The sequence below is a fragment of the Runella sp. SP2 genome, from assembly GCF_003711225.1.
Taxonomy (GTDB): Bacteria; Bacteroidota; Bacteroidia; order Cytophagales; family Spirosomataceae; genus Runella.
This window is the reverse complement of the sequence record NZ_CP031030.1, coordinates 4,575,723-4,595,359: the sequence shown is the minus strand read 5'-3', so window position 1 is coordinate 4,595,359 and position 19,637 is coordinate 4,575,723. Positions and strand designations below refer to the sequence as shown.

General features: G+C 43.7%; 13 protein-coding genes and 1 pseudogene. 2 read left to right on the top strand and 12 right to left on the bottom strand.

Features of this window, described 5'->3' with window-relative positions; genetic code table 11:
• Positions 1 to 64: 64 nt before the first annotated feature.
• The 4 genes from DTQ70_RS18305 to DTQ70_RS18290 are packed head-to-tail and all read right to left on the bottom strand — an operon-like array spanning position 65 to position 2,751.
• The gene (locus tag DTQ70_RS18305) at positions 65 to 565 is read right to left on the bottom strand and encodes a gliding motility lipoprotein GldH (RefSeq protein ID WP_122932147.1); all 501 of its coding nucleotides are present in this window, start codon (positions 563 to 565) and stop codon (positions 65 to 67) included.
• Positions 566 to 577: 12 nt separating this feature from the next.
• Positions 578 to 2,101, bottom strand: coding sequence for a lipopolysaccharide biosynthesis protein (locus tag DTQ70_RS18300; RefSeq protein WP_122932146.1), 1,524 nt, complete (start codon positions 2,099 to 2,101; stop codon positions 578 to 580).
• A gap of 20 nt (positions 2,102 to 2,121) precedes the next feature.
• Positions 2,122 to 2,535 (bottom strand): PIN domain-containing protein, encoded by a 414-nt coding sequence (locus DTQ70_RS18295; RefSeq protein ID WP_122932145.1) that lies wholly within the window; start codon positions 2,533 to 2,535, stop codon positions 2,122 to 2,124.
• Positions 2,536 to 2,538: 3 nt separating this feature from the next.
• Positions 2,539 to 2,751 carry a hypothetical protein gene (locus DTQ70_RS18290; RefSeq protein ID WP_122932144.1) on the bottom strand — a complete coding sequence of 71 codons (213 nt, stop codon included), beginning with the start codon at positions 2,749 to 2,751 and terminating at the stop codon, positions 2,539 to 2,541.
• Between the two features lie 62 nt (positions 2,752 to 2,813).
• Between DTQ70_RS18290 and cysM the strand changes: the two genes are divergently transcribed.
• The gene (gene cysM, locus DTQ70_RS18285) at positions 2,814 to 3,686 is read left to right on the top strand and encodes a cysteine synthase CysM (RefSeq protein WP_122934468.1); all 873 of its coding nucleotides are present in this window, start codon (positions 2,814 to 2,816) and stop codon (positions 3,684 to 3,686) included.
• Positions 3,687 to 3,778: 92 nt separating this feature from the next.
• On the opposite strand, the gene DTQ70_RS18280 is transcribed toward cysM, so the two are convergent.
• From DTQ70_RS18280 to DTQ70_RS18255, 6 genes are all read right to left on the bottom strand, one after another.
• Entirely contained in the window at positions 3,779 to 5,536 is a 1,758-nt protein-coding gene (locus tag DTQ70_RS18280) for a RagB/SusD family nutrient uptake outer membrane protein (protein WP_122932143.1), read from the bottom strand.
• Between the two features lie 38 nt (positions 5,537 to 5,574).
• On the bottom strand, positions 5,575 to 8,808 hold the full coding sequence (locus tag DTQ70_RS18275) for a TonB-dependent receptor (protein ID WP_122932142.1): 3,234 nt from the start codon (positions 8,806 to 8,808) through the stop codon (positions 5,575 to 5,577).
• A 280-nt stretch (positions 8,809 to 9,088) separates the two neighbouring features.
• Positions 9,089 to 11,215, bottom strand: coding sequence for an OmpA family protein (locus tag DTQ70_RS18270; protein WP_122932141.1), 2,127 nt, complete (start codon positions 11,213 to 11,215; stop codon positions 9,089 to 9,091).
• A 180-nt stretch (positions 11,216 to 11,395) separates the two neighbouring features.
• On the bottom strand, positions 11,396 to 12,793 hold the full coding sequence (locus tag DTQ70_RS18265; RefSeq protein ID WP_122932140.1) for an efflux RND transporter periplasmic adaptor subunit: 1,398 nt from the start codon (positions 12,791 to 12,793) through the stop codon (positions 11,396 to 11,398).
• A 69-nt stretch (positions 12,794 to 12,862) separates the two neighbouring features.
• Positions 12,863 to 14,314: a TolC family protein gene (locus DTQ70_RS18260; protein ID WP_122932139.1), complete on the bottom strand. Its 1,452-nt coding sequence runs from the start codon at positions 14,312 to 14,314 to the stop codon at positions 12,863 to 12,865.
• Positions 14,315 to 14,432: 118 nt separating this feature from the next.
• The gene (locus DTQ70_RS18255) at positions 14,433 to 15,962 is read right to left on the bottom strand and encodes a serine hydrolase (RefSeq protein WP_164490098.1); all 1,530 of its coding nucleotides are present in this window, start codon (positions 15,960 to 15,962) and stop codon (positions 14,433 to 14,435) included.
• A 418-nt stretch (positions 15,963 to 16,380) separates the two neighbouring features.
• On the opposite strand from DTQ70_RS18255, the pseudogene DTQ70_RS18250 reads away from it, so the two are divergent.
• A pseudogene (locus DTQ70_RS18250) lies at positions 16,381 to 16,727 on the top strand (TonB-dependent receptor); the annotation flags it as partial.
• Between the two features lie 362 nt (positions 16,728 to 17,089).
• Here DTQ70_RS18250 and DTQ70_RS18245 read toward each other — a convergent pair.
• Both DTQ70_RS18245 and DTQ70_RS18240 read right to left on the bottom strand, forming a co-directional pair.
• Positions 17,090 to 18,115, bottom strand: coding sequence for a hypothetical protein (locus DTQ70_RS18245; RefSeq protein ID WP_164490097.1), 1,026 nt, complete (start codon positions 18,113 to 18,115; stop codon positions 17,090 to 17,092).
• Positions 18,116 to 18,127: 12 nt separating this feature from the next.
• On the bottom strand, positions 18,128 to 19,627 hold the full coding sequence (locus DTQ70_RS18240) for a M48 family metallopeptidase (protein WP_122932136.1): 1,500 nt from the start codon (positions 19,625 to 19,627) through the stop codon (positions 18,128 to 18,130).
• Positions 19,628 to 19,637 lie beyond the last annotated feature (10 nt).

Genomic DNA, 19,637 nt, shown 5'->3' with positions numbered 1-19,637 from the left:
TTCGTAATTTGTAAGGATTGGCCGCAAAAATAGTCAAAATATCAAGAGGAAAGACGCTCCTTTTTTATTGTTTGACAACTGTAGGCTCCACACTTACGCCCATGCTCATGATGCCAGGCAGGGGGTCTTGGCGCATGTATTGACGCACTTTGAAGGAATACTTTCCTGCTTTTGGGAAACGGTAGTTTTTGAGTGCCACGATTTTATGGTCAAATAAATCGCCGAGCCCGTCGCCCATGGGTTTGCCCGTACGTTCGTCCATCAAAATCAATTCGTTGAGGGCTTCGTTGACAACTTTATTTTTGTCATTCAACAAAAAACGTTTTACGAATAAGTTGTAATACGGGTAACCAATGCTGTTACGTACCAAATAATACACGTTGTAAGGCTGTGAAATGTCGGTGATTTCGAAGGTAAACGAGGGCTCGTTTTTGACATACCACATGCCATCATCGATGTCTTCGTGATCTTTGAAAACAGCGTTTGAGTCGCAAGAAAGTAAGCTAGTAATGGCTAAAAGCAGCCCAAATTGAGTAATTTTTCTTGCGTAAGTGGTAAAAAACATGGCAAAATTGGTTTAGCTCAAAAACGGTATTTTTCGACGGATTTTCAAAGGTATTGATTCTCGCTCAACGAGCAAAATGCCCAATCCATACAGCACACATAACGCCAGATGGTACGGAACCGATACCCAAAAGTTGGAGATTTTTACGAAGGCTGAAAAATAAATCAATAGCCCTGCGCTGAAAATATACCCCAGTGCCGACCCTACATTGTAGGGAACGGAATAGTATTTTTCCCCCAACAAATAACATACCACACACATTGCAACGCTTGATACCAAAAAGGCGTAAGCGCAGCCTAAATAGCCCATTTGAGGAATGAGCCATACGTTTAGCCCGACGGTTAGAGCAGCGCCAATGAACGTAATAAGCGTGCCAAAGTGGGTTTTGTCGGTCAATTTAAACCAGAAAGCAAGATTGTAGTAAACGCCAAGGAAAAGGTTGGCTAACAACAAAATAGGAACTACTTCTAGCCCAACGCGGTAGGCTTTGGAAAGCATAAAATGCCCTAAAATATCAATGTTTAAACTAACCCCCACCCAAAGTACAACGCACACAATCACAAACCATTTCATGACAAGTGCCAACAGCTCGGGAGCGTTTTTGTCTTCGGCTTTGGAGAAAAAAAACGGGTCGGCGGCGTACTTAAACGACTGAATCGCCAACGACATAAAGACCGATAATTTGTAACAACTTCCGTAGATTCCTAGGGCGTCTTCTGAGGTAAGTTTGGGGTAAAACCCTTCGGGAAGCAGGTGGCGTAAAAACCAGCGGTCGGCCATTTGGTTGACGGTTCCTGCCAAGCCCAAAATCAAAATGGGGTAGGCATACACCCACATTTCACTAAAAACAGGCCCTTTCCACGTAAATTGAAAACCTTTAAACGCCTCGCGAAGCAAAAGTAAAAAGCAGGCATTGGCAATCAGGTTGGCAATAAAAATATACCCTGGGCCGATTTCAGGACGGTACAAGTATGCGCCAATTGGTTGCAGCGAAGTCAGATACTTACCCAAAGCAATATCGCGGCAAAGTACCAAGAAAAAGACGTTGAGAATGACGTTGATGGCAATGTTGATGATTTTCACGGCCACAAACTTCTTGGCTTTTTTCTCCAAACGAAGGCGCGCAAAAGGAATCGCTACGATAGCGTCAATGGCGACAATGAGCGCAAGAAAAACGATGTTGGACGATTCACCAGGGTAATTGAGCAATCGACTTAACGTGGGTGCCATAACGATGAGCAAGCCCGAAAAAATAAGGCTAACGACCGTAATTGCGGTCTGTGCCTGATTAAAATATTCTTGACGACGTTCGGGATTGCGGTTGGCAAAACGAAAAAAGGCCGTTTCCATCCCAAACGTAAAAATGACATTGAACAACGCTACCCAGCTGTATAATTCGGTGTTGGAAGAAAGCTCGCCAGGACGAAGAAAAACGTGGGTATGAAGAGGAACTAAAAACCAGTAAATTACCCTGCCTAAAATGCTACTCACTCCGTACAAGGCGGTTTCACCAGCTAATTTTTTGAGGACACTCATGTATTTTATGTCGAATAGTGTTAAATAAATGGCTCAAAGAGAAGATTGAAGCCTTGTTGACGTAAATGCCTTTTTAAGGTGTCATCACGCGTCCAGTAACGAGCACCAAGTGCTAAGGTTAGGGCCACAAAAGGTGTGTCATTTTCGTCAACATCCTTACAAAGTCGATATGCTTGCCAGTATTGAGACGTTGAAATAAAGTCATTACTAACAAAATGAATATGCTGAAGAAGGTTATCTAGCAGCTCATATACTTCAACTTCTGCAAGCTTTGATTTTTGAATGATAATGTCTTTATGCTCAAAAAGCTCAACAAATAAGAATTTGGGAGCAAAAAATTGGTACTGGCCTTCACTTAAAAGTAGTCTAGTCTTTCGGTTATTTGAAATGAGCGTTGCAAATAGTACGTTTGCATCGATGACAATTTTCTCCATAAGCTACTTTAAGAGAGTGTCTTTATGCTTTGACCACCAGCTTTTCTTGATAGACTTGCTTAGTTCTAAAATGGAGTCGTCAAATTGTGCTTTTTTTACGAGATCCTCTGTGCGTAAGTAATCTAGTAAATCCATAATTTGTGCTTCGTCAAAGGCTTCTTTGTCGAGTGTGATTTTTAGATATCTATCTGTATTTTCAATTTGTAGAGCACTCATAATTGAAACTTTTTGAACAAATTTACCGTATTTTTTTCTTAACACAAACGTATCTCGTTGTCATGCCCACTCTTTTAGATTTTGTAGGAAATACTCCGTTGGTGGAGTTGAAAATGATAAATCCCAACCCAAAAGTAACCCTTTTGGCTAAACTCGAAGGCCACAACCCAGGAGGAAGTGTCAAAGACCGCGCTGCCTATAGCATGATAAAAGGAGCGGTAGAGCGGGGGGAAATCAAACCTGGGATGAAACTCATCGAAGCCACAAGCGGGAACACGGGCATTGCGTTGGCGATGATAGCCCGTTTATACGACATTGAAATTGAGCTAACCATGCCCAAAAACTCTACCCGTGAGCGGGTGCTTACGATGGAGGCGTTTGGGGCAAAAGTAATTCTGACGGATACCATTGAGTCGGCCAGAGACTATGCCGATGCCAAAGTGGCCGAAGGCGGGTATTTGATGTTGAATCAGTTTGCCAATCCTGATAATTATCTAGCGCATTATCGGAGTACTGGCCCCGAGATTTGGCGAGATACCGAAGGGAAAGTGACGCATTTTGTGTCGTCCATGGGAACGACGGGCACAATTATGGGAACGTCGCGCTATTTGAAAGAGCAAAACCCTAACGTGCAGATTGTAGGCTGCCAACCCACCGATGGGTCGAGCATTCCAGGGATTCGGAAATGGCCACAAGAATACTTACCAAAGATTTTTGAACCTGCTCGCGTTGATAGAGTGATGGAGGTATCGCAGGACGATGCCACGCAGCGGGCGCGTGATTTGGCTAAAATAGAAGGTATTTTTTCGGGAATGAGTAGCGGAGGAGCGGCGCACGCGGCGATTCAGTTGGCCAATGAACTCGAAGAAGGCGTGATTGTCTTTATCGTGTGCGACCGTGGTGACCGCTATTTATCAAGTGATTTGTTTGGATAAAAATAAAAACCTCCTGGAAGTTTAAAAAAAGAAACCTCCCGAAAGTTTAAAACTTTCGGGAGGTTGGTTGGAATTTATAGTATCGGAAACGCTTAGTAACCAGGGTTTTGTTTTAACGTTGGTTGACCTCCTTTTTGGCTATTCAAGATTTCGTCTTGTGGAAGTGGGAAGTACAAGTTTTTCGCGGCAAACACCTTTCCTGCCATGTACGAACGCTTGTTGAACTTACGTCCTGATGGCTCAGTTCCTTGTACTGATTCTTCGGCAGCGTATTTGTTCAATACTTTTTCGGCGATGCCCCAGCGTACCAAATCAAAGAAACGGTGGCCTTCCATCGCAAACTCAAGGCGTTGTTCCATCCGAACGGCGTTACGCGCATAGTCAGCGCCTTTGCCTGCAAAAGTACCTGTTGGATACGGTTCCACTTTGTAAGTAACTGTTGGATCTTGTACCGAACCTGTTTTTGCCCGTACACGAATTTGATTTACGTAACCTTCTGCTGCCGCTAAGTTACCAAGCTCTACTTCACATTCTGCCAACCACAACAATACGTGCGAAAGTTTGATAAGACGATAGTTGTTGTTTACGTTTCGGCGGCTAGTTGAGTGAGTCGTGCTGTTTTCTTCGGCCAAGTAGTACATCCATTTTTTACCCGTAAATGGTCCTGCATACGCTTGGTCGCGAATCCAAGTAGAACCTGGCATTGGCCCCCAATCAAGGAAATTTACGCCACGGCGGCCTACCGTCCAGTCCAAACGAGGGTCAACAGGGATTGTTTTGTCAAGGGTAAAAGCAGTTGCTGCAGTGATACCTTGGTCACTAGGTAAATCTACTTTGTTGTATGTATCGAGCGTGCCGTCAGCGGCGGCGCCAATCATTGGCAAACCATCCTCTGTTTTGAACGCATTAACGAGGTTATGCGAAGGTTGGTAAAATCCGCAGCAGCCACGACCTGGGGCAGTTGCCGAGTAAGGCCAGTTAAGGTTGTCACCAGCGTTACCGTTGTTACCCGTTGTACCGTCGTTTACTGAGAACTGTACTTCAAAGATAGACTCCGAGTTGTTGTTAGTTACGGTACGGTAGTTGTCGTGGTAGTTGGCTACTAATTTCTTGCCTGAGTTTTTCACTACATCTTCTAATAACGTTTTTGCCGCTGCCCATTTCTTTTGGAAAATGTAAGCCTTTGCTAAGTAAGACTTCGCAGCCCACTGGGTAGCTCTTCCTTTTTGAGCCTGAACCGCAGGAAGGTTTTTGGCCGCAAAGTCAAAATCAGCTTCGATGTTTGGCCAAATGTCTTTGTCGTTAGGAATCTTTGTAGAGTTTGGATCATCGCGATTATAGACTTTTTCGTCGATAAACGGTACGTTGTTCCACATTTTCTTTGCTTCAAAGTGGTAGTGGCCTCTCAAAAAGCGAGCTTCGGCGATGGCCTGTGTTTTTTCAGCATCGGTCATGTCTTTTACATTGGCTACGATTTGGATTACTTCGTTACAACGAGCCACGCCGTCGTACGAGTGCCACCATTTTCCTAAGAAATACGTATTATCTGACAACCAGTTGTATTGTTCGATAAACGACTGCTCAGGTTGGTCACCTGCATCAGTGCCTTTTACGGCGTCGTCGCTACTGATGCCACCGAAAACGTAGTTTGAAATCGTTGATTGACGGCCTGTGTTACCCGCACCAACTCCGTCGAGCAACGAATAAGCACCAATCAAAAGGGCGTTGATACCGTTTTTAGTAGATAATTGATCCAAAGACGCGCGTCCTTGGGGTTTGAGGTCAAAGAAGCTCTCAGAACAAGAGAAGCTTAGGCCGACCAAAAGCGTTAGTATGATTACTTTTTTCATTGTTGTTTCAAAAATGTTTTGCTTGTTGTTGACTAAGATTAGAAACCAAAGCGTAAACCTACAAGATACGACTTGGCAACAGGATACGCGCCTTCGTCAACACCCATGTGGATGTCTTGGTTGTCGTTACCTGATCTTCTCAAGTTGATATCTGGGTCAAGACCCGAATATTTGGTAAGTGTAAGAATATTCTGGCCTTGGATATAAACCTGCGCAGAACTCATTCCTAGTTTTTTCAACAAGTTACTAGGCAAAGTGTAAGTCAACTGGATGTTTTTCAAACGCAAGTACGAGCCATCTTCCAAGAAGTAAGACGAAACTTGTTGGCTGGTAGCATCCCCAGAATTCAAGCGAGGAAGTTTCGCATCGTCGCCTGGTTTTCTCCAAGAGCTGTACAACATGTCTTTCGAGCGGTTGCCTTGGAATACGTTGAAGTCTGTCCAGTAACGAACGTAGTTGAAGATTTGATTGCCCTGAACACCTTGACCAAACATGGTCAAATCCCAGTTTTTGTAACCCACATTGACGTTGATACCATAGGTAAAGTCAGGGTGAGGGTTACCCATAATGGTACGGTCAGCGGCAGTGATTACGCCATCCCCGTTAATATCACGGAATTTGAATACCCCCGCTCTGGTATATGTTCCAAACTTAGGAGCAGCAGCAGCTTCTGCGTCGTCTTTGATGATACCATCTACGATATAACCATAGTAACTAGCAATTGGCAAACCAGCTTTGGTGGCAGAAATTGCTGGAAGACGAGTTGTAAAACCAAATACCGTCGCGTTCGGGTCGTCGTTCAATTTCTTTACTTCGTTTTTGTAGTGGCCAAAGTTTACACCTACTTGGTAGCGGAAGTCTCCTTTTTTGTCACGGAAGTTGATACCAAGGTCAATCCCACGGTTCTGTACCGAACCAATGTTTGTGAATGGAATCGTACCCGTTCCTGCCGTACGTGGAATCGCAATTTGGGTAAGCATGTTGCTTGTCAGACGGTTGTACCAGTCCACCACCAATTCCACTTTGTTGTTCAACAACACCGCGTCAATACCGATGTTAGTAGAGGTGTTGGTTTCCCATTTACCTTGTGGGTTACCAAATTGCACAAGGTCAAAACCTCCAACGATGGACGTTCCTGTACCGTTGATGTCGTAGGCATTGTTAGATGGGTCTGCTGCGTAAAGCGTGTAAGCGTTGTAAACGTTAGGAATCAACTGGTTTCCTGTTTTACCCCAGCCTGCCCGTACTTTCAAGTCGTTGATAAACTTCACTTCTTTCATAAAACCAAGCTCGGTCATACGCATACCCACCGAGAATGCAGGGAAGATGGCGTAGCGGTTGGCTGCTGAGAAACGTGAAGAACCGTCGCGACGAAGGGTGAAGTCAGCAAGAATGAAGTCTTTGTACGCGTAGTTGATTTTTCCAAACTGTGAGAACAATGCACTGAGCGTTGCGCCACCACCTGCGTTGCTCAAACCTGAGGCCGAACCTGCATCAAGGTAGCGGTAATCCAAGTCATCGAATGCAAAAGCACTACGACTGGCTTGGAAAGCAAACGCATACGTTTTAACGGCTTCTGTACCTACGAGTACGTTGAAATTGTGAACGCCTATTGTTTTGCTGTAGTTTAAGGTGTTAAACCACGTCAATGAACGGTCGAATTGATTAATCACGTTCAAACTGTTGGCGTTACGTGCTTCGGCTGCTTCAATGTCGCGGTGGAAGTACTCTGAGCGGTTGTATTGGTTATATTCCAAACCAAGGCTTGTACGTGCTTTCAACCCAGGAAGGATGTCTAACTCAGCAAATACGTTTCCGAACACGTGCGAACCTTTGGTAATGTTGTCTTTTTCACGGTACAAACGTGCCAATGGGTTAGGGGCATTCCCGAGGTTACTACCTCTACTTCCCGCAAAACCGTTGTAAGGAGAAGTGTTTGTTCCACCCAATTCGGCAGGACCACCAGTGATGTCAAACACAGGAATAATCGGGTGAACACGAATGGCAAACATGATAGGGTTTGACTCATCGTTGTTCGTAATCCCTTGTCTTTCGTCGTAAGAGAACGTAAAGTTTTCTCCGATGGTAAGTTTTCCTTTGGTAAACTCCGTGTTGGCACGGACAGAGTATCTGTCGTACTTGGTATAGCGTAAGATACCGTCTTGTTTGAAGTAGTTGGCCGAAATCGCATACTTACCTGACTTCATACCGCCCGTAGCTCCTACTTGGAAGTTAGCGATAGGGGCAGGGTCAAAAATCACATCTTGCCAGTCAGTACCTTCTTTGTTGGCTTTCGTAATGTTGAAAGCCGTTCTACCTAAATTTGGATCGGCGATGTCGTTGGTATAGGTATAGTTAGAAGGCAATGCGCCATATACGTTTGGATAAATATAGTCAGCAATCGTTTGCTCACCGTTAGGGCCAAATTTATACTGTGCCGAAGGTGATGTTGCCGAAGGGTTTTTTCCAGCACCAAGCTCAGATTCGTAGAGGTACTGTCCAAGTTCTTGGGTGTTGAGAAGTGGGAGCATTCTGCCTGGGCGTTGTGTACCGCTGTAGAAGTCAAATGTGATGTTTGGCTCACCTGTTTTACCTTTTTTTGTCGTTATGATGACGACCCCGTTGGCAGCCCGCGCTCCGTAAATAGAAGCCGCTGAGGCATCTTTCAACACCTGCATCGACTCGATGTCGTTGGGATTCAATTGGTTCAACGTACCTTGGGTAGGAACACCGTCGATTACGTAAAGGGGGCTGTTGTTGTTGATTGAGCCAAACCCGCGAATACGCACCATGGTACCGCCACCTGGTGAGTTATCGTTTCCGACAACTACCCCTGAGGCACGTCCTTGGAGCATTTGGGTAACGCTGGCCGCAGGGGTTGCCGTAAGTTCTTTGGCACTTACCACAGTGACGGCTCCAGTAATGTCTTTTTTACGCTGTGAGGCATAGCCTGTTACAACTACTTCCGAAAGCGACTTTACATCGACGGCCAAAGAGACATCAATTGTCGTACGGTTTCCAATCGCAATCTCTTGTGTAATGTAGCCAATGTACGATACCACAAGTGTTGCGCCAGCAGATGGAGGGGTGAGTGTGAAGCGGCCTTCGCCGTCGGTGGTAACACCTGTGTTGGTCCCTTTGATGAGTACACTAACACCAGGTAAGGGATTACCATCATTTGAGTCAGTGACGCGGCCAGTGAGGCGGCTTTGTGCCCATGTTGTCAGTACGACAAGCCACAACAACGCAGCTAGGTAGAGCTGTTTTTTCATGTGTTAAAAAAAAAGTTAGATAGATAGAATGAGCAATAACAAAGAACAGTAAAACCGTTCTTATTGTAAAACTAGGAAAAATGTCATTTTTACTTTAAAAATTTAAAAAAAAATATTTTTCGGAAAAATATGGTTTGGTCGAAATTAGTAACCTGTATGTCGATAAATAAGGTGGGGATAGCAGATTTTGGTATAAAAAATAGCATGAAGGGTAGAAACAGCAAGGGAGCCTATCCATTTTAAAGATAGGCTCCCTTGCTCAAGACATACTTGAAGGCTGTTATTTAATCAGGAACTGTACCCGACGGTTGCGCTGGCGATTCTCTTCCGAATCATTGGGAGCAATGGGTTTGCTTTGGCCTTCGCCACGGTGGGCAATGTTGGCTTCAGTCGCGCCTTGATTGATAAGGTAGTTGGCGATTACTTTAGCACGCTGCTCCGAAAGGGTTTGATTGAGCCTAGGATCGCCTATGTTATCCGTATGGCCTACGATTTCGATTTTAATGTCAGCATTTTTTGCCATAATCACCGCTAGGCGGTTTAGTTGGCCGTAAGCTTCTGGCCGTAAGATATAACTACTTTGGTCAAAATAAACATTATCTTCAATCGTCAATGTTTGGCCTGCTTTGATATTGTCAAAGATTTTTTCGTTTACAACGGGCTTGCCTTTAGCAGCGGCTTTTTTTTGAGAAATCAACGAAATATTGGTCAGGTATTCGCCTCTTTTTGCCCAATCACCCGCGTTGATGCGCATTGAGTACATTTCGTAGCCGTTGGCCTCGGCTTCCACCAGATAGGCTTGGTCGAGGAAAAGTTGGGTGGTCACATAGGCGTATCTTACTTTGGTCGGAATCGCTTTTTGGGTGGCAATACTGGTGATGCGAAAACGGAGATTAGGGATACTTCTTCGCGATTGGGCATCTAGTACTTTAAACGTGAATACATGCGAAGGTGAGATAGCGGGTTTGGCCGCGTTGGGTGCAAGTTTGGCTTCGTACGAAAACACTTGCCCCACCTTCATCTCTTCGGCATCAAGGTCGTGTGTAACCGATTGATAGCCATTTGAAATGACTTCAATTTTATAAATATCAGGTTCTTTTATTTTATGTTTGGCAATGCTTGAGGTTGTGCCCCTTACTTCCGTTGTTTGTTCGGTGGCAGAAGCCGTAATTTTAAAAATGGCTGGGATACGTTGTCCTGTGTTGGCGTCGGTTGCGGTGAGGCTAAGGTAAGTGTCGTCGATTTTGGTAAGTTTGACGGTCAAGTCGCTCGTTTCAGTCAGGAGTGGGAGTACTTTGTCCAGCGGTTGTTGGTACGACATGAAACCCTTGGCTTCTGCTTCAATAATGTATTGATGACCAGGGCTAATGGGTGTGACAGCTTGCCCTTCAGGGGTTCCTTTAATGTTGAGAATGGCACGTTTATCGGCTTGGTCAATCACCCGCAAGTTGGCGACGATTGGCTGGCCAGATTGCTCTTCAATGATTCTAATTTTTAGGATAACATCTACTTTTGAGAGCTTAATTATTTGTGGTGTGGCAGGCGCAGAGGAGGTAGCCGTAATCGAAAGTTTTGATTCGTAACGGCGGTAACCACTGGCGATAACGGACAGGTTATAAGGTTGTTTTTGAACGACCACGGTAGGGTTAAATATGCTTCCTTCTGCGTTTGTGGTACCTGTATAGCTTTCTTTTATTTCGTCCGAAAGCTTAAATTGAGCCGCTACGGGTTTGTTGGTGAGGGCGTCAATGGCAACAAATTTTAGCTCTTGTTTGGGGATTCTGTTTAGCACTACTTCTGTGGCTTCCCCTGGTTTGATTTTGAGCGAGCTCTTGTAAGTTTCGTACTCGGGAGCACTGACTTCGAGGGTATATTGCTCAGTATCTTTTAACTCAGCCAGCCAGCTACCTCCAACGTTAGGATTCTTTTTGGCGGTAATAAATTGCCCACTTCGGTCGTCTTTGATGGTGACGACCGCCTTGGCCACAATCGAACGTTGGGCTTTGTCAATCACTAAAATGGTATGCCCAGCGTTTGCGCTATTGGCCACCGCAAATGTTTTGGGTGGATTGAGAGGTTCGAGGTCAATCACAAAAGGGAAATAGCCTGTGGCGGAAGGGGTACCCGCCTCAAAGGTGTGCGTTTGGCGGTAGGTTTTGTACTCTTGAAAAGCAACAAATACTTGATATTGGGTGCCTGGGTTTACTTTTACGACGTAGGCATCGTTCACCATTTGGCCTGGTAATTCGGATTCGGTATTCACGGCCAAAACCGAAACAATCGGCACAAGCGGACGTTTGGTGTATTTGTCTCGAACTTCGACGCCAAGACGGAATTCGGTTTGTCCCCAGAGGACAGACGAATACAAACTTGCCAAAAAAACTAAAAAACTGACTGTAAGACGCATAGGTTAGGGGAAATAGGAGAATGGGCAAATTTAAGTACTTTCCCTTAAAAAATGATAAAGCCACCGCAAAACCCTATGTTTTTAATGGAGAATGCCCTTGTAATAAAAAATGGAATGCTCTTTTGAAGAACATTCCATTGGATGGAAACCTTTAAAATAATGTACCTAAACGACGTAAACTTACTCTTGCTTCGTGTCTTTTGCGTCTTTTTTCTTTTCAACCTTTTTGCCTACCAACGTACCTACTTTAAGGCGCTTTGAGACTTCGATAAACGGCCCAGAAATGATTTCTTCGCCTTCTTTAAGCCCTGAGATAACTTCAATGTTTTCAAAATCGCTGATGCCAGTTACTACCTCACGCGTAGCCGCTTTGCCTTTGTCGTTGATGAAAACTAGCTCTTTCAGTTTCTCTTCTTTCTTTGTTTTTGATTCGGTGCTGTTGGAAGTAGCAGCAGCTTCCTCGTCTTCTTTCTTCTCTCCATTTTCATCATCTTTCCCACGGGTTGTGACGGCTGAAATTGGTACTGATAAAACGCCCAACTTACGTTCAGTAATGATTTCAACGGCGGCAGTCATTCCTGGTTTGAAAGGGTATGATTTTTTAGCACGCTTGGCCATCAAATCACGATACGATGAGTTCAGAATCTTGATTTTTACTTCAAACTCTGTTACGGCATCCGCAGAGTTAGAAGCGGCTGTTGCCGTTCCAACGCCGTTGGCTGTGTTGGCAATTTCAGTGACCATCCCCTTAAACTTACGGTCAGCGTAGGAGTCAACTTCAATCTCGACGGTATCGCCCAAATTGACCCGCACGATGTCGTTTTCGTTTACGTCCACGCGAACTTCCATGTTGTTGAGGTTGGCAATACGCATCATTTCAGTCCCTGCCATTTGGGAAGTTCCTACGACACGGTCGCCTAGTTCTACGTTTAGTTTTGAAATAGTACCGCTCTGTGGCGCATAAATGGTGGTTTTGCGCAAGTTTTCTGCCGCATCACGGAGCGCTGCTTCGGCACTTTGTACGTTAAATTTTGACGCTTCAACGGCAGCTTTAGCCGCTTCTACGTTCTGTTGTGCCACGCGATAGTCGGCCTCACTGCGCTGAAAATCAGCTTCTGCTACCACTTTGTCAGCTAGTAGTTTCTGATTACGTTCATATTCTGTTTTAGCACGAATCAGCTGCGCATTCGACTGAGCAAGCGATGCTTTTGAACGTTCTACTTCGGCCTTACTTGAGTTGACCGACGCCTGCGAACGTGCCAAAAGCGCTTCGTAGTTGTCGGGGCGAATTTTGGCTAACAATTGGCCTTTTACTACTGAATCGCCTTCTTCTACGTACAAGCCAATGATTTCTCCAGGAACGTCAGGGCTGATTTTTACTTCTATTTCTGGCTGAACTTTCCCCGACGCACTTACGCGCTCAATGATGTCAGAGCGTTTTACTTTGGTAAATTCTACTTCGGTGGGTTTCACTTTGCCAATCCATCCAGCTTGTTTGGCAATAAACAGTCCTGCACCGAGGGCAACTACAACGCCTCCGAGTATCCACCATATTTTTGAAGAAGATTTTTGTGCCATGGCCTACGATAAATTTTGATTTTAGTCAGTTCGGTTTCGGTTGATGCGGTTAGGAAAAGAGGGGATTTACTACTCAAGCGACAATGGCTTGTTTTGGTAGAAATCCAAAATCTTTGTACGGAAAATGTACTCGTATTTGGCCTGAATAAGGCTTGCTCGTGAGCGGTCGAGGTTATTTTTTGAAATGTTGTATTCAACAGCGTTGATGGCTCCCGCATTGAGGCGGGCCTCGGCAGCTTTGAACGATAACTCCAGCGATTCGATTTGCTTAGCCGTAGCATCGTAACGTTTGGCAGCGTTGAGCATGGTATAGTATGCCTGTTCTATTGTTTGGCGTACTTGGTTACGAACGATTTCAGATTGATATTCGGCATTTTTCTGCTGAATTTGAGCATTTGCAATGCGGTATCTTACTTGATAAGCGTTAAAAATCGGTACACGAAGCAACAACGACAACGAAGCATTGCGGTTGAAATTCAACTGGTCGAGGTATCCAAAGTTTTGGATTGATCCGCTAGGAATCGTTGTTTTTTCAATCAAAGGAACAGTGAAGCCACCATAAGAAACGTACTTGGTTGTCGAAGGAACGTCCACGACCCTAGAAGCGCCACCGTCGCCTACAAAACGCTGTTTAGGGGCGGCACTTGAAAAAGACGAACTTAAACCTCCACCGAGCGACAACGAGGGCAGTTTGGCACCGCGTGCAATCTCAATGCCTGTTTTGGCACTTTCAATCCGAAGCGTGGCTGCTTCCATATCGGGTAGGTATTTGATGGCGGCGTTATAGACTTGCTCCAACGTCGCATCATAAGGTGCTGACGTTGAGGGAAGGGGTAAATTAATGGGGATAAGGTCAAAATTGTCGCTGGCAGGCAAATTGAGGTACTGCTTGAGGGTCAATTTCGCAATTTCGATGCTGTTTTGGGCATTGACAATCGACAACTCATCATTGGCCAATTGCGAACGAATATCGTAAAGGTTGATTTCGGGTAATGACCCTGCTTTTACCAATTTCTCAGTGCGCTCCAACTGAAGCCGCGTTGTTTCGGCTTGGCGGCGGGCAAACTCCAACTGCTCTTGGTTATTGAGAACGTTGAGATACGACGTAGCCACGTTCAAAATAAGCGCGTTGCGGTTACTTTCAACGTCTTTTTGCAGCGCCTGGAGGTTCTGTTGGTTTTGCTTAATGGTATTTTTAAGTTGGTACCCGTTAAACAAATTGACGCCAGTATTTAACTGAAAACTTGAAAAGTTGACCGTTTGCTCCACAAATTGGTTGGTAAAAGGGTCGATGTTACGTCCCGATTGCAAACCTTGGTTGGCGCTTAAATTGAGGGTAGGAAATTTCTGCCACTTCGATTGGTCGAGGGTATTTTGGCCAGATTGCACCTGAAGTCCCTGTTGTTTCAGTTGCAAGTTGTTTTCCAACGCTATACCAACGCACTGTTGGAGGGTATATTTTTGTTGAGCCTGGGTGTATGCACTAAAACCCAGCGCAAAGGCGAGTAACCATTTTTTCATCGCTGTATCGGGATTTTCAGTTCAAGGTTACAAAACAATGTTTGCTCGCTCTACGAAAATTGGATAAACGGTGAAATAAATGGATTAGTAGGAGGATATAAAGGATACAGGCAGTGAGCTACTTAGCGAGGGGAGATACTTTTTTGAACTCAATATCACCCGCGTTGGCTATCCCAACAACCACGCGGTCGATGGCACCTTGTGAGTCGATTTTAAACTCAAACTTACTTTGGTCAAACGTGCCCGTTCCTTCAAAAACATCATAATGGTAATGTTGCAAACGAAACGATAATCCATGAAATGCCCCTACGTAGTCGCTTTCTCCGCGGGCTTCGAGGGTGATGCTACCGTAGGCAGGATGCGTATAAACGCCACTGTATGCTTCCGCAGGGTGAGAAGGACGGGTGTCGGTTTTGCGTTTAGCGGCGTTGTCGGCTTTGGCTTTATCGGTTTTTGCCTTGGCTTCGGCTTGGGCTGTTTTTAAACGCGGCGACCAGTCGATAATCGAAAGCCCTAACCATTGGTCAGAAACGTAGTTACTAATGGCATTGACAAAATAATAATCCGCAAATCCTGTGTTGGTCAAGACCACCACGCCGAGGTTGTTATTGGGAAAAAAGGTCATTTGTGAACGATACCCTTCGATGGAGCCGTTGTGAGCCAATCGCAAATGACCGCGATAGGTGTTGATACTCCAGCCCATGCCGTAGCTTGCGTATCCAAGTTCGCTAAACGTAACTTCGGCGGGTGGAACGATGGTTTGGGGGGTATGATTTTCTTTGAGATTGGCGGCGGATACGATTTGTTTTTGCCCAAAACCCCCTTTGTTTAATTGCATTAAAAGCCAGTTAGCCATCTCTGTAGCACTCGACTTGATAGAACCCGCTGGTCCAATCGCATCAATATTACTGCCAAAACCTTGTTCAACCCATTGCCCATTGTTATCGCGGTACGACAATGAATAGTCTTTGCTTGTAAAAAGCTCAGGGTAGGTCAATACTGTTTGATTCATTGCTAATGGCGTCAGGATTTTTTCGCGGACAAAATCTTCCCAGCTTTTCCCCGAAAGGCGTTCCACCAAAATACCCGCCGTCATGTACATGAGGTTGTTGTATTGGTATTGGGCAAAAACGGGTTTCGATAGAGGTAAAAACTTGAGACGTTGGTAGAGCGCTTGTCGGTCGAGGTTGGCGTACAACCATGTCCAATCGTGGCGAGGCAATCCCGTACGATGTGATACCAATTCGCGGGCAGTGATGGTTCGGGTGGCGTATTCGTCGGCCAGTTGGAAATCGGGTAAATACTCTTTGATGGGTTTGTTCCAGTCCAATTTTCCCTCATCGGCCAGAATCGCCAATGCCGCCGAAGTGAACGATTTGCTGCACGAGGCAATGGGAAAGAGCGTGTTTTCAGTAACTGGTAAGTTGTTTTTAATGTCTTTGAGGCCGTATCCTTTGGCATACAGCAATTTACCATCTTTCACAATCGCCACTGAGGCTCCTGGTACTCTCCATTCGGTCAGCATCCGATTCACAAAACCGTCGAAACTTTCAAACGGAGTAGGCGCGGGTACTTTTGACGTTTTCTTTTGGGCAAAAAGAACGTTGGTAACAACCAACAAGAGCAAAAACAGGGAGCGGAATGTCATACTTAGGTGAGGTAGGAATGACGAGTTGATGATGTCAAATATACCCAACATTTTATTATTTTATATAATTTTTCGGCTCTATCACTTTAGGATGTCCTTTCATCTTTTTCAAACCCCTGCGAATATTTTCTATTTTAATGTGGTGATCAATATAAGACTCCGTTTTGTACCGCTTTTCTCCATACTCATTTAAAAACTGAGTTACCTTCTGACGAAGCTCTGACACTATAGTTCTGCTCAAGCAAGCGGAGCAGTCTAAGCCTGATATTTTTTGCTATAAGGTTAGAAAGTGAATCATTACCATTCTGGCAATCAAATTACCAGAAAATATTAGCGAACCAAAGGCGACTTTTTATGCCAACTAATTGATTTAGACATATATTTGAATAGAGTCTAACCTCTTACTATCTGTGAATTGAAAGGCCAAAATTACCCACTGCTAGCACCTACTTTACAACGTTAGGTGGGCTTTCGCTGCAAAACCAGAAAGGATTCAGCGGCTCGCTGTTCTATCGCTACATGCCCGCCAATGAAGGGAATTCTATCATAACCAAAGGCTATTTTGTGACCGATATGCAGGCCAATTACAGTAAGAAAAATTATACGCTTGGTTTATCAGTGCAAAACTTATTCAATCCCCGCTGGAAAGAAACTCAATTTGCTACTGAAAGCCGACTGCGCGGAGAAGTCGCACCCGTCGAAGAAATACACTTTACGCCCGGTACGCCGTTTTTTGCACGGCTGAGTTTGACTCGTTTCTTCTAGTAATCTTTAAAGTGACGTCCTTCCAAATTTTGGATAATTTAAATTAGGGAGGATGTCACCTACTTTTTGCGGGATGTGAAAGTGGTTTATATAAAGTGGGCAAAATGCATGGCATCTGCTTTATTAATTCTCAACTGGCGGAGCGTTTAACTCATGAACCAATTGGTAAAATCTTTGGTATTCTGCCAATTCACGTTTACAATAGGGTCATTATCATTCCAGCCCCACGAAGCCGTCGCCACAGAACGCACATCCAGCATAACCTCGTGATGCGTAGCTTTGCCTGCAGGCTCCCACGTACGCGCCTACCAGCGGCAAAAAAAAGTTGGCGGTGAGAACACCACCAACGGCTTTAAAAGTTTTTATTTCATAGAATTGATAACAACTTCAACGCAGAACTTTCCATCATTGTCTTGGGGTTGATTGTCGTTAACCTCAAACTCTAAAGTTCCAGACTTTGCAGCTATAATATCTCGCCCAATACCAATGTAAAACCAGTCATCCCGGGTTCCTGAGTTCAAGGTTTTGATTCTTCCAATAAGACAACCATGCAGTAAATCAGTGAAATAATTGTAAGCGGGATTGAATGAAATCCCTTCAGGGCCACCTGAACCAGCTAACCAGAATCCAAACTTAACAGTCCCACTCGCACTAATGCTAATACGGTCTCCCTTCTTAACTGATATTTCAGTATTTACATAACTATTGACCCGATATAAGTAGTCATTGCTGTCTTCGCTTTCTTGAGAGTCAAATTTGATATTTTCTATCATCCCTTTAACATTTTCTGCCATCTGAGACCACATTTTTTTTGCAATAGTGTAATTTAACTTCTGTTTTAACTCCGCTTCCCCTAATACTCCAGTCCCAACTTGAAATAACCATAACTCACCGCTACTATCTTTACATATACCATGAGTTGCTGATCCCTGTAAAGTGTGACCGGGTAAGGTGCTAAAAGTGAAGGAGTATTTATTAACGACTGTAACTTGAACCGGATTTTCAATAACTCTATATCCTTCTAAAGCCACATTTAAAGAGAAAACGTTACCCTTCTTAATCTTTTGACTGCATTCTCCGTCAGCCCTAAAATAAGGGAAAGCGTCGTTAGGGTCTGTTTTGATTGCATTTATGACTTGTTTAGGAGTAAATTGTGACTTGCCCAAAGAATTGAACGATAGATAATTATGTCCTTCTCCGCTAACGGGGGCAGCAATAAAAATATGGTCACTATTTTGCAAACGTTTCTTTATAGATGTTTTTAGTTCACCGTTTGATTTTTCAACTACTTGTACAAATGTTTTATTATCAAAAATTTGAGCATTAGCCCATAAGGATAGCATCACAAAAGTAGAAGATAAGAAGAGGTGAATAGAATACCGTTCCATAATCATGTACAGTTATTGTCTAAGAATAACTCCTCTCGTACTATTTTTCAACAAATCGTCCGAAGACCAAAATAAGTAAGTCATTTCCAATAAGTCCGCGTACCTTGATACATGGTATGGGTGTGTTTTTTCGGCTTCGAGCATATTATTTTTTGTTTTAGTACGAGCCACACTGTTTATGATTTCAGTTCCAATATTCTCCGTTGTCACTCTACGGTTATTAGATACATCATTGAGAATACTATCGAAATAAGAGTTTTTCTCTATCTTACCGTTACCATATTCGTTAAATACATTTTTCCATACAATACTTGCTTCTCTCGGGTCGTAACCAGCACGAGCAAGTAAATATAAACCAACTCTATCTGCTTGCAATTCTTCTTCAACACTAAAATCCGATATTTCTTTCCGAATTATGGAAGTTGGCAAATCACTAAGTAGAACATTAGAATTTACATTTCCCGTAGTGGTTCTTCCCCGTTGGTCAGTTATACCCGGAATACCGGGGCTGATCTTTCCTACTAAATCAAAGATTTTATTTGCACGATATAAATCTTCTTTCTTCTTCAAAGCTCTTGCAATATCTTTATTTCTTTTCGCACCGTGTTCATAAAGTGCATGAGCTATTTCATGCCCAAGTACAGCAGCAAGTTGAGCTTCATTATTAATACGTCTTAGTAAACCAGTATTTACAAAGGAAAGACCATTAGGAAAAACGCATGCATTAAAATTATCATCATTTATAACTATAAAAACAAAGTTTATCTTAGACTTTATGTAATCTGGAATAAGCCGTAATCCAACTCGGCCTACAAATTCTTGTAAAGCATCTATCTCGCAGATTTGGTAGCCGTCAAATTTAGCACCTAAATATGGTTTGCGTTTAGCTTTGTTTGACCAAATTGGATATAGGACACTGTGAACACCAGCCATATATGTTTTTACCTCTTGGTCGTCTTGAGTTTCAATATCCGGTTCTACAGTGAATGAGTCTGCATAAATAAAACCATCTGGTTGCCATTTTCCACTTAAATTTACAATGTCCCCTAAAAGTAGTTTATTGAGAGCGTCAAACTCTTTCTTATAGCCATTTTTACCTTTAACGATTGTCCCTTTCTCAAGTTTAACTTTATGTCCATCTATAATCGCATAATCTGATACAATAAAATCTAATCGACCATTTTTAATTCTTACTCTTTGAGTATAATCTTTACCTAATACCATTTTTTTTGCAATATTCAAATTTGCTTTACGAAAGTACTCTCCTTCAACTTCAACCGAAGCCCCGGCATTTAAATTTGCCAAAGGAATATTGTCAGACAATTTTATTCTCTCTGTCGTTATTTCTTTTTCGCCCACAAAGTCAATTAAGGCATCTCGATTAGACTTGTTGATTCCTCGAAGAAAGCCTTTCTTCTTAAAATCAATCCCAATGTCTTGTACTTGTGAATAGACAACGTTTTCAGACAACGCGATTGTCGAAAACATGATTAGAGTTGTAATACGTTTCATGGCTTAGATC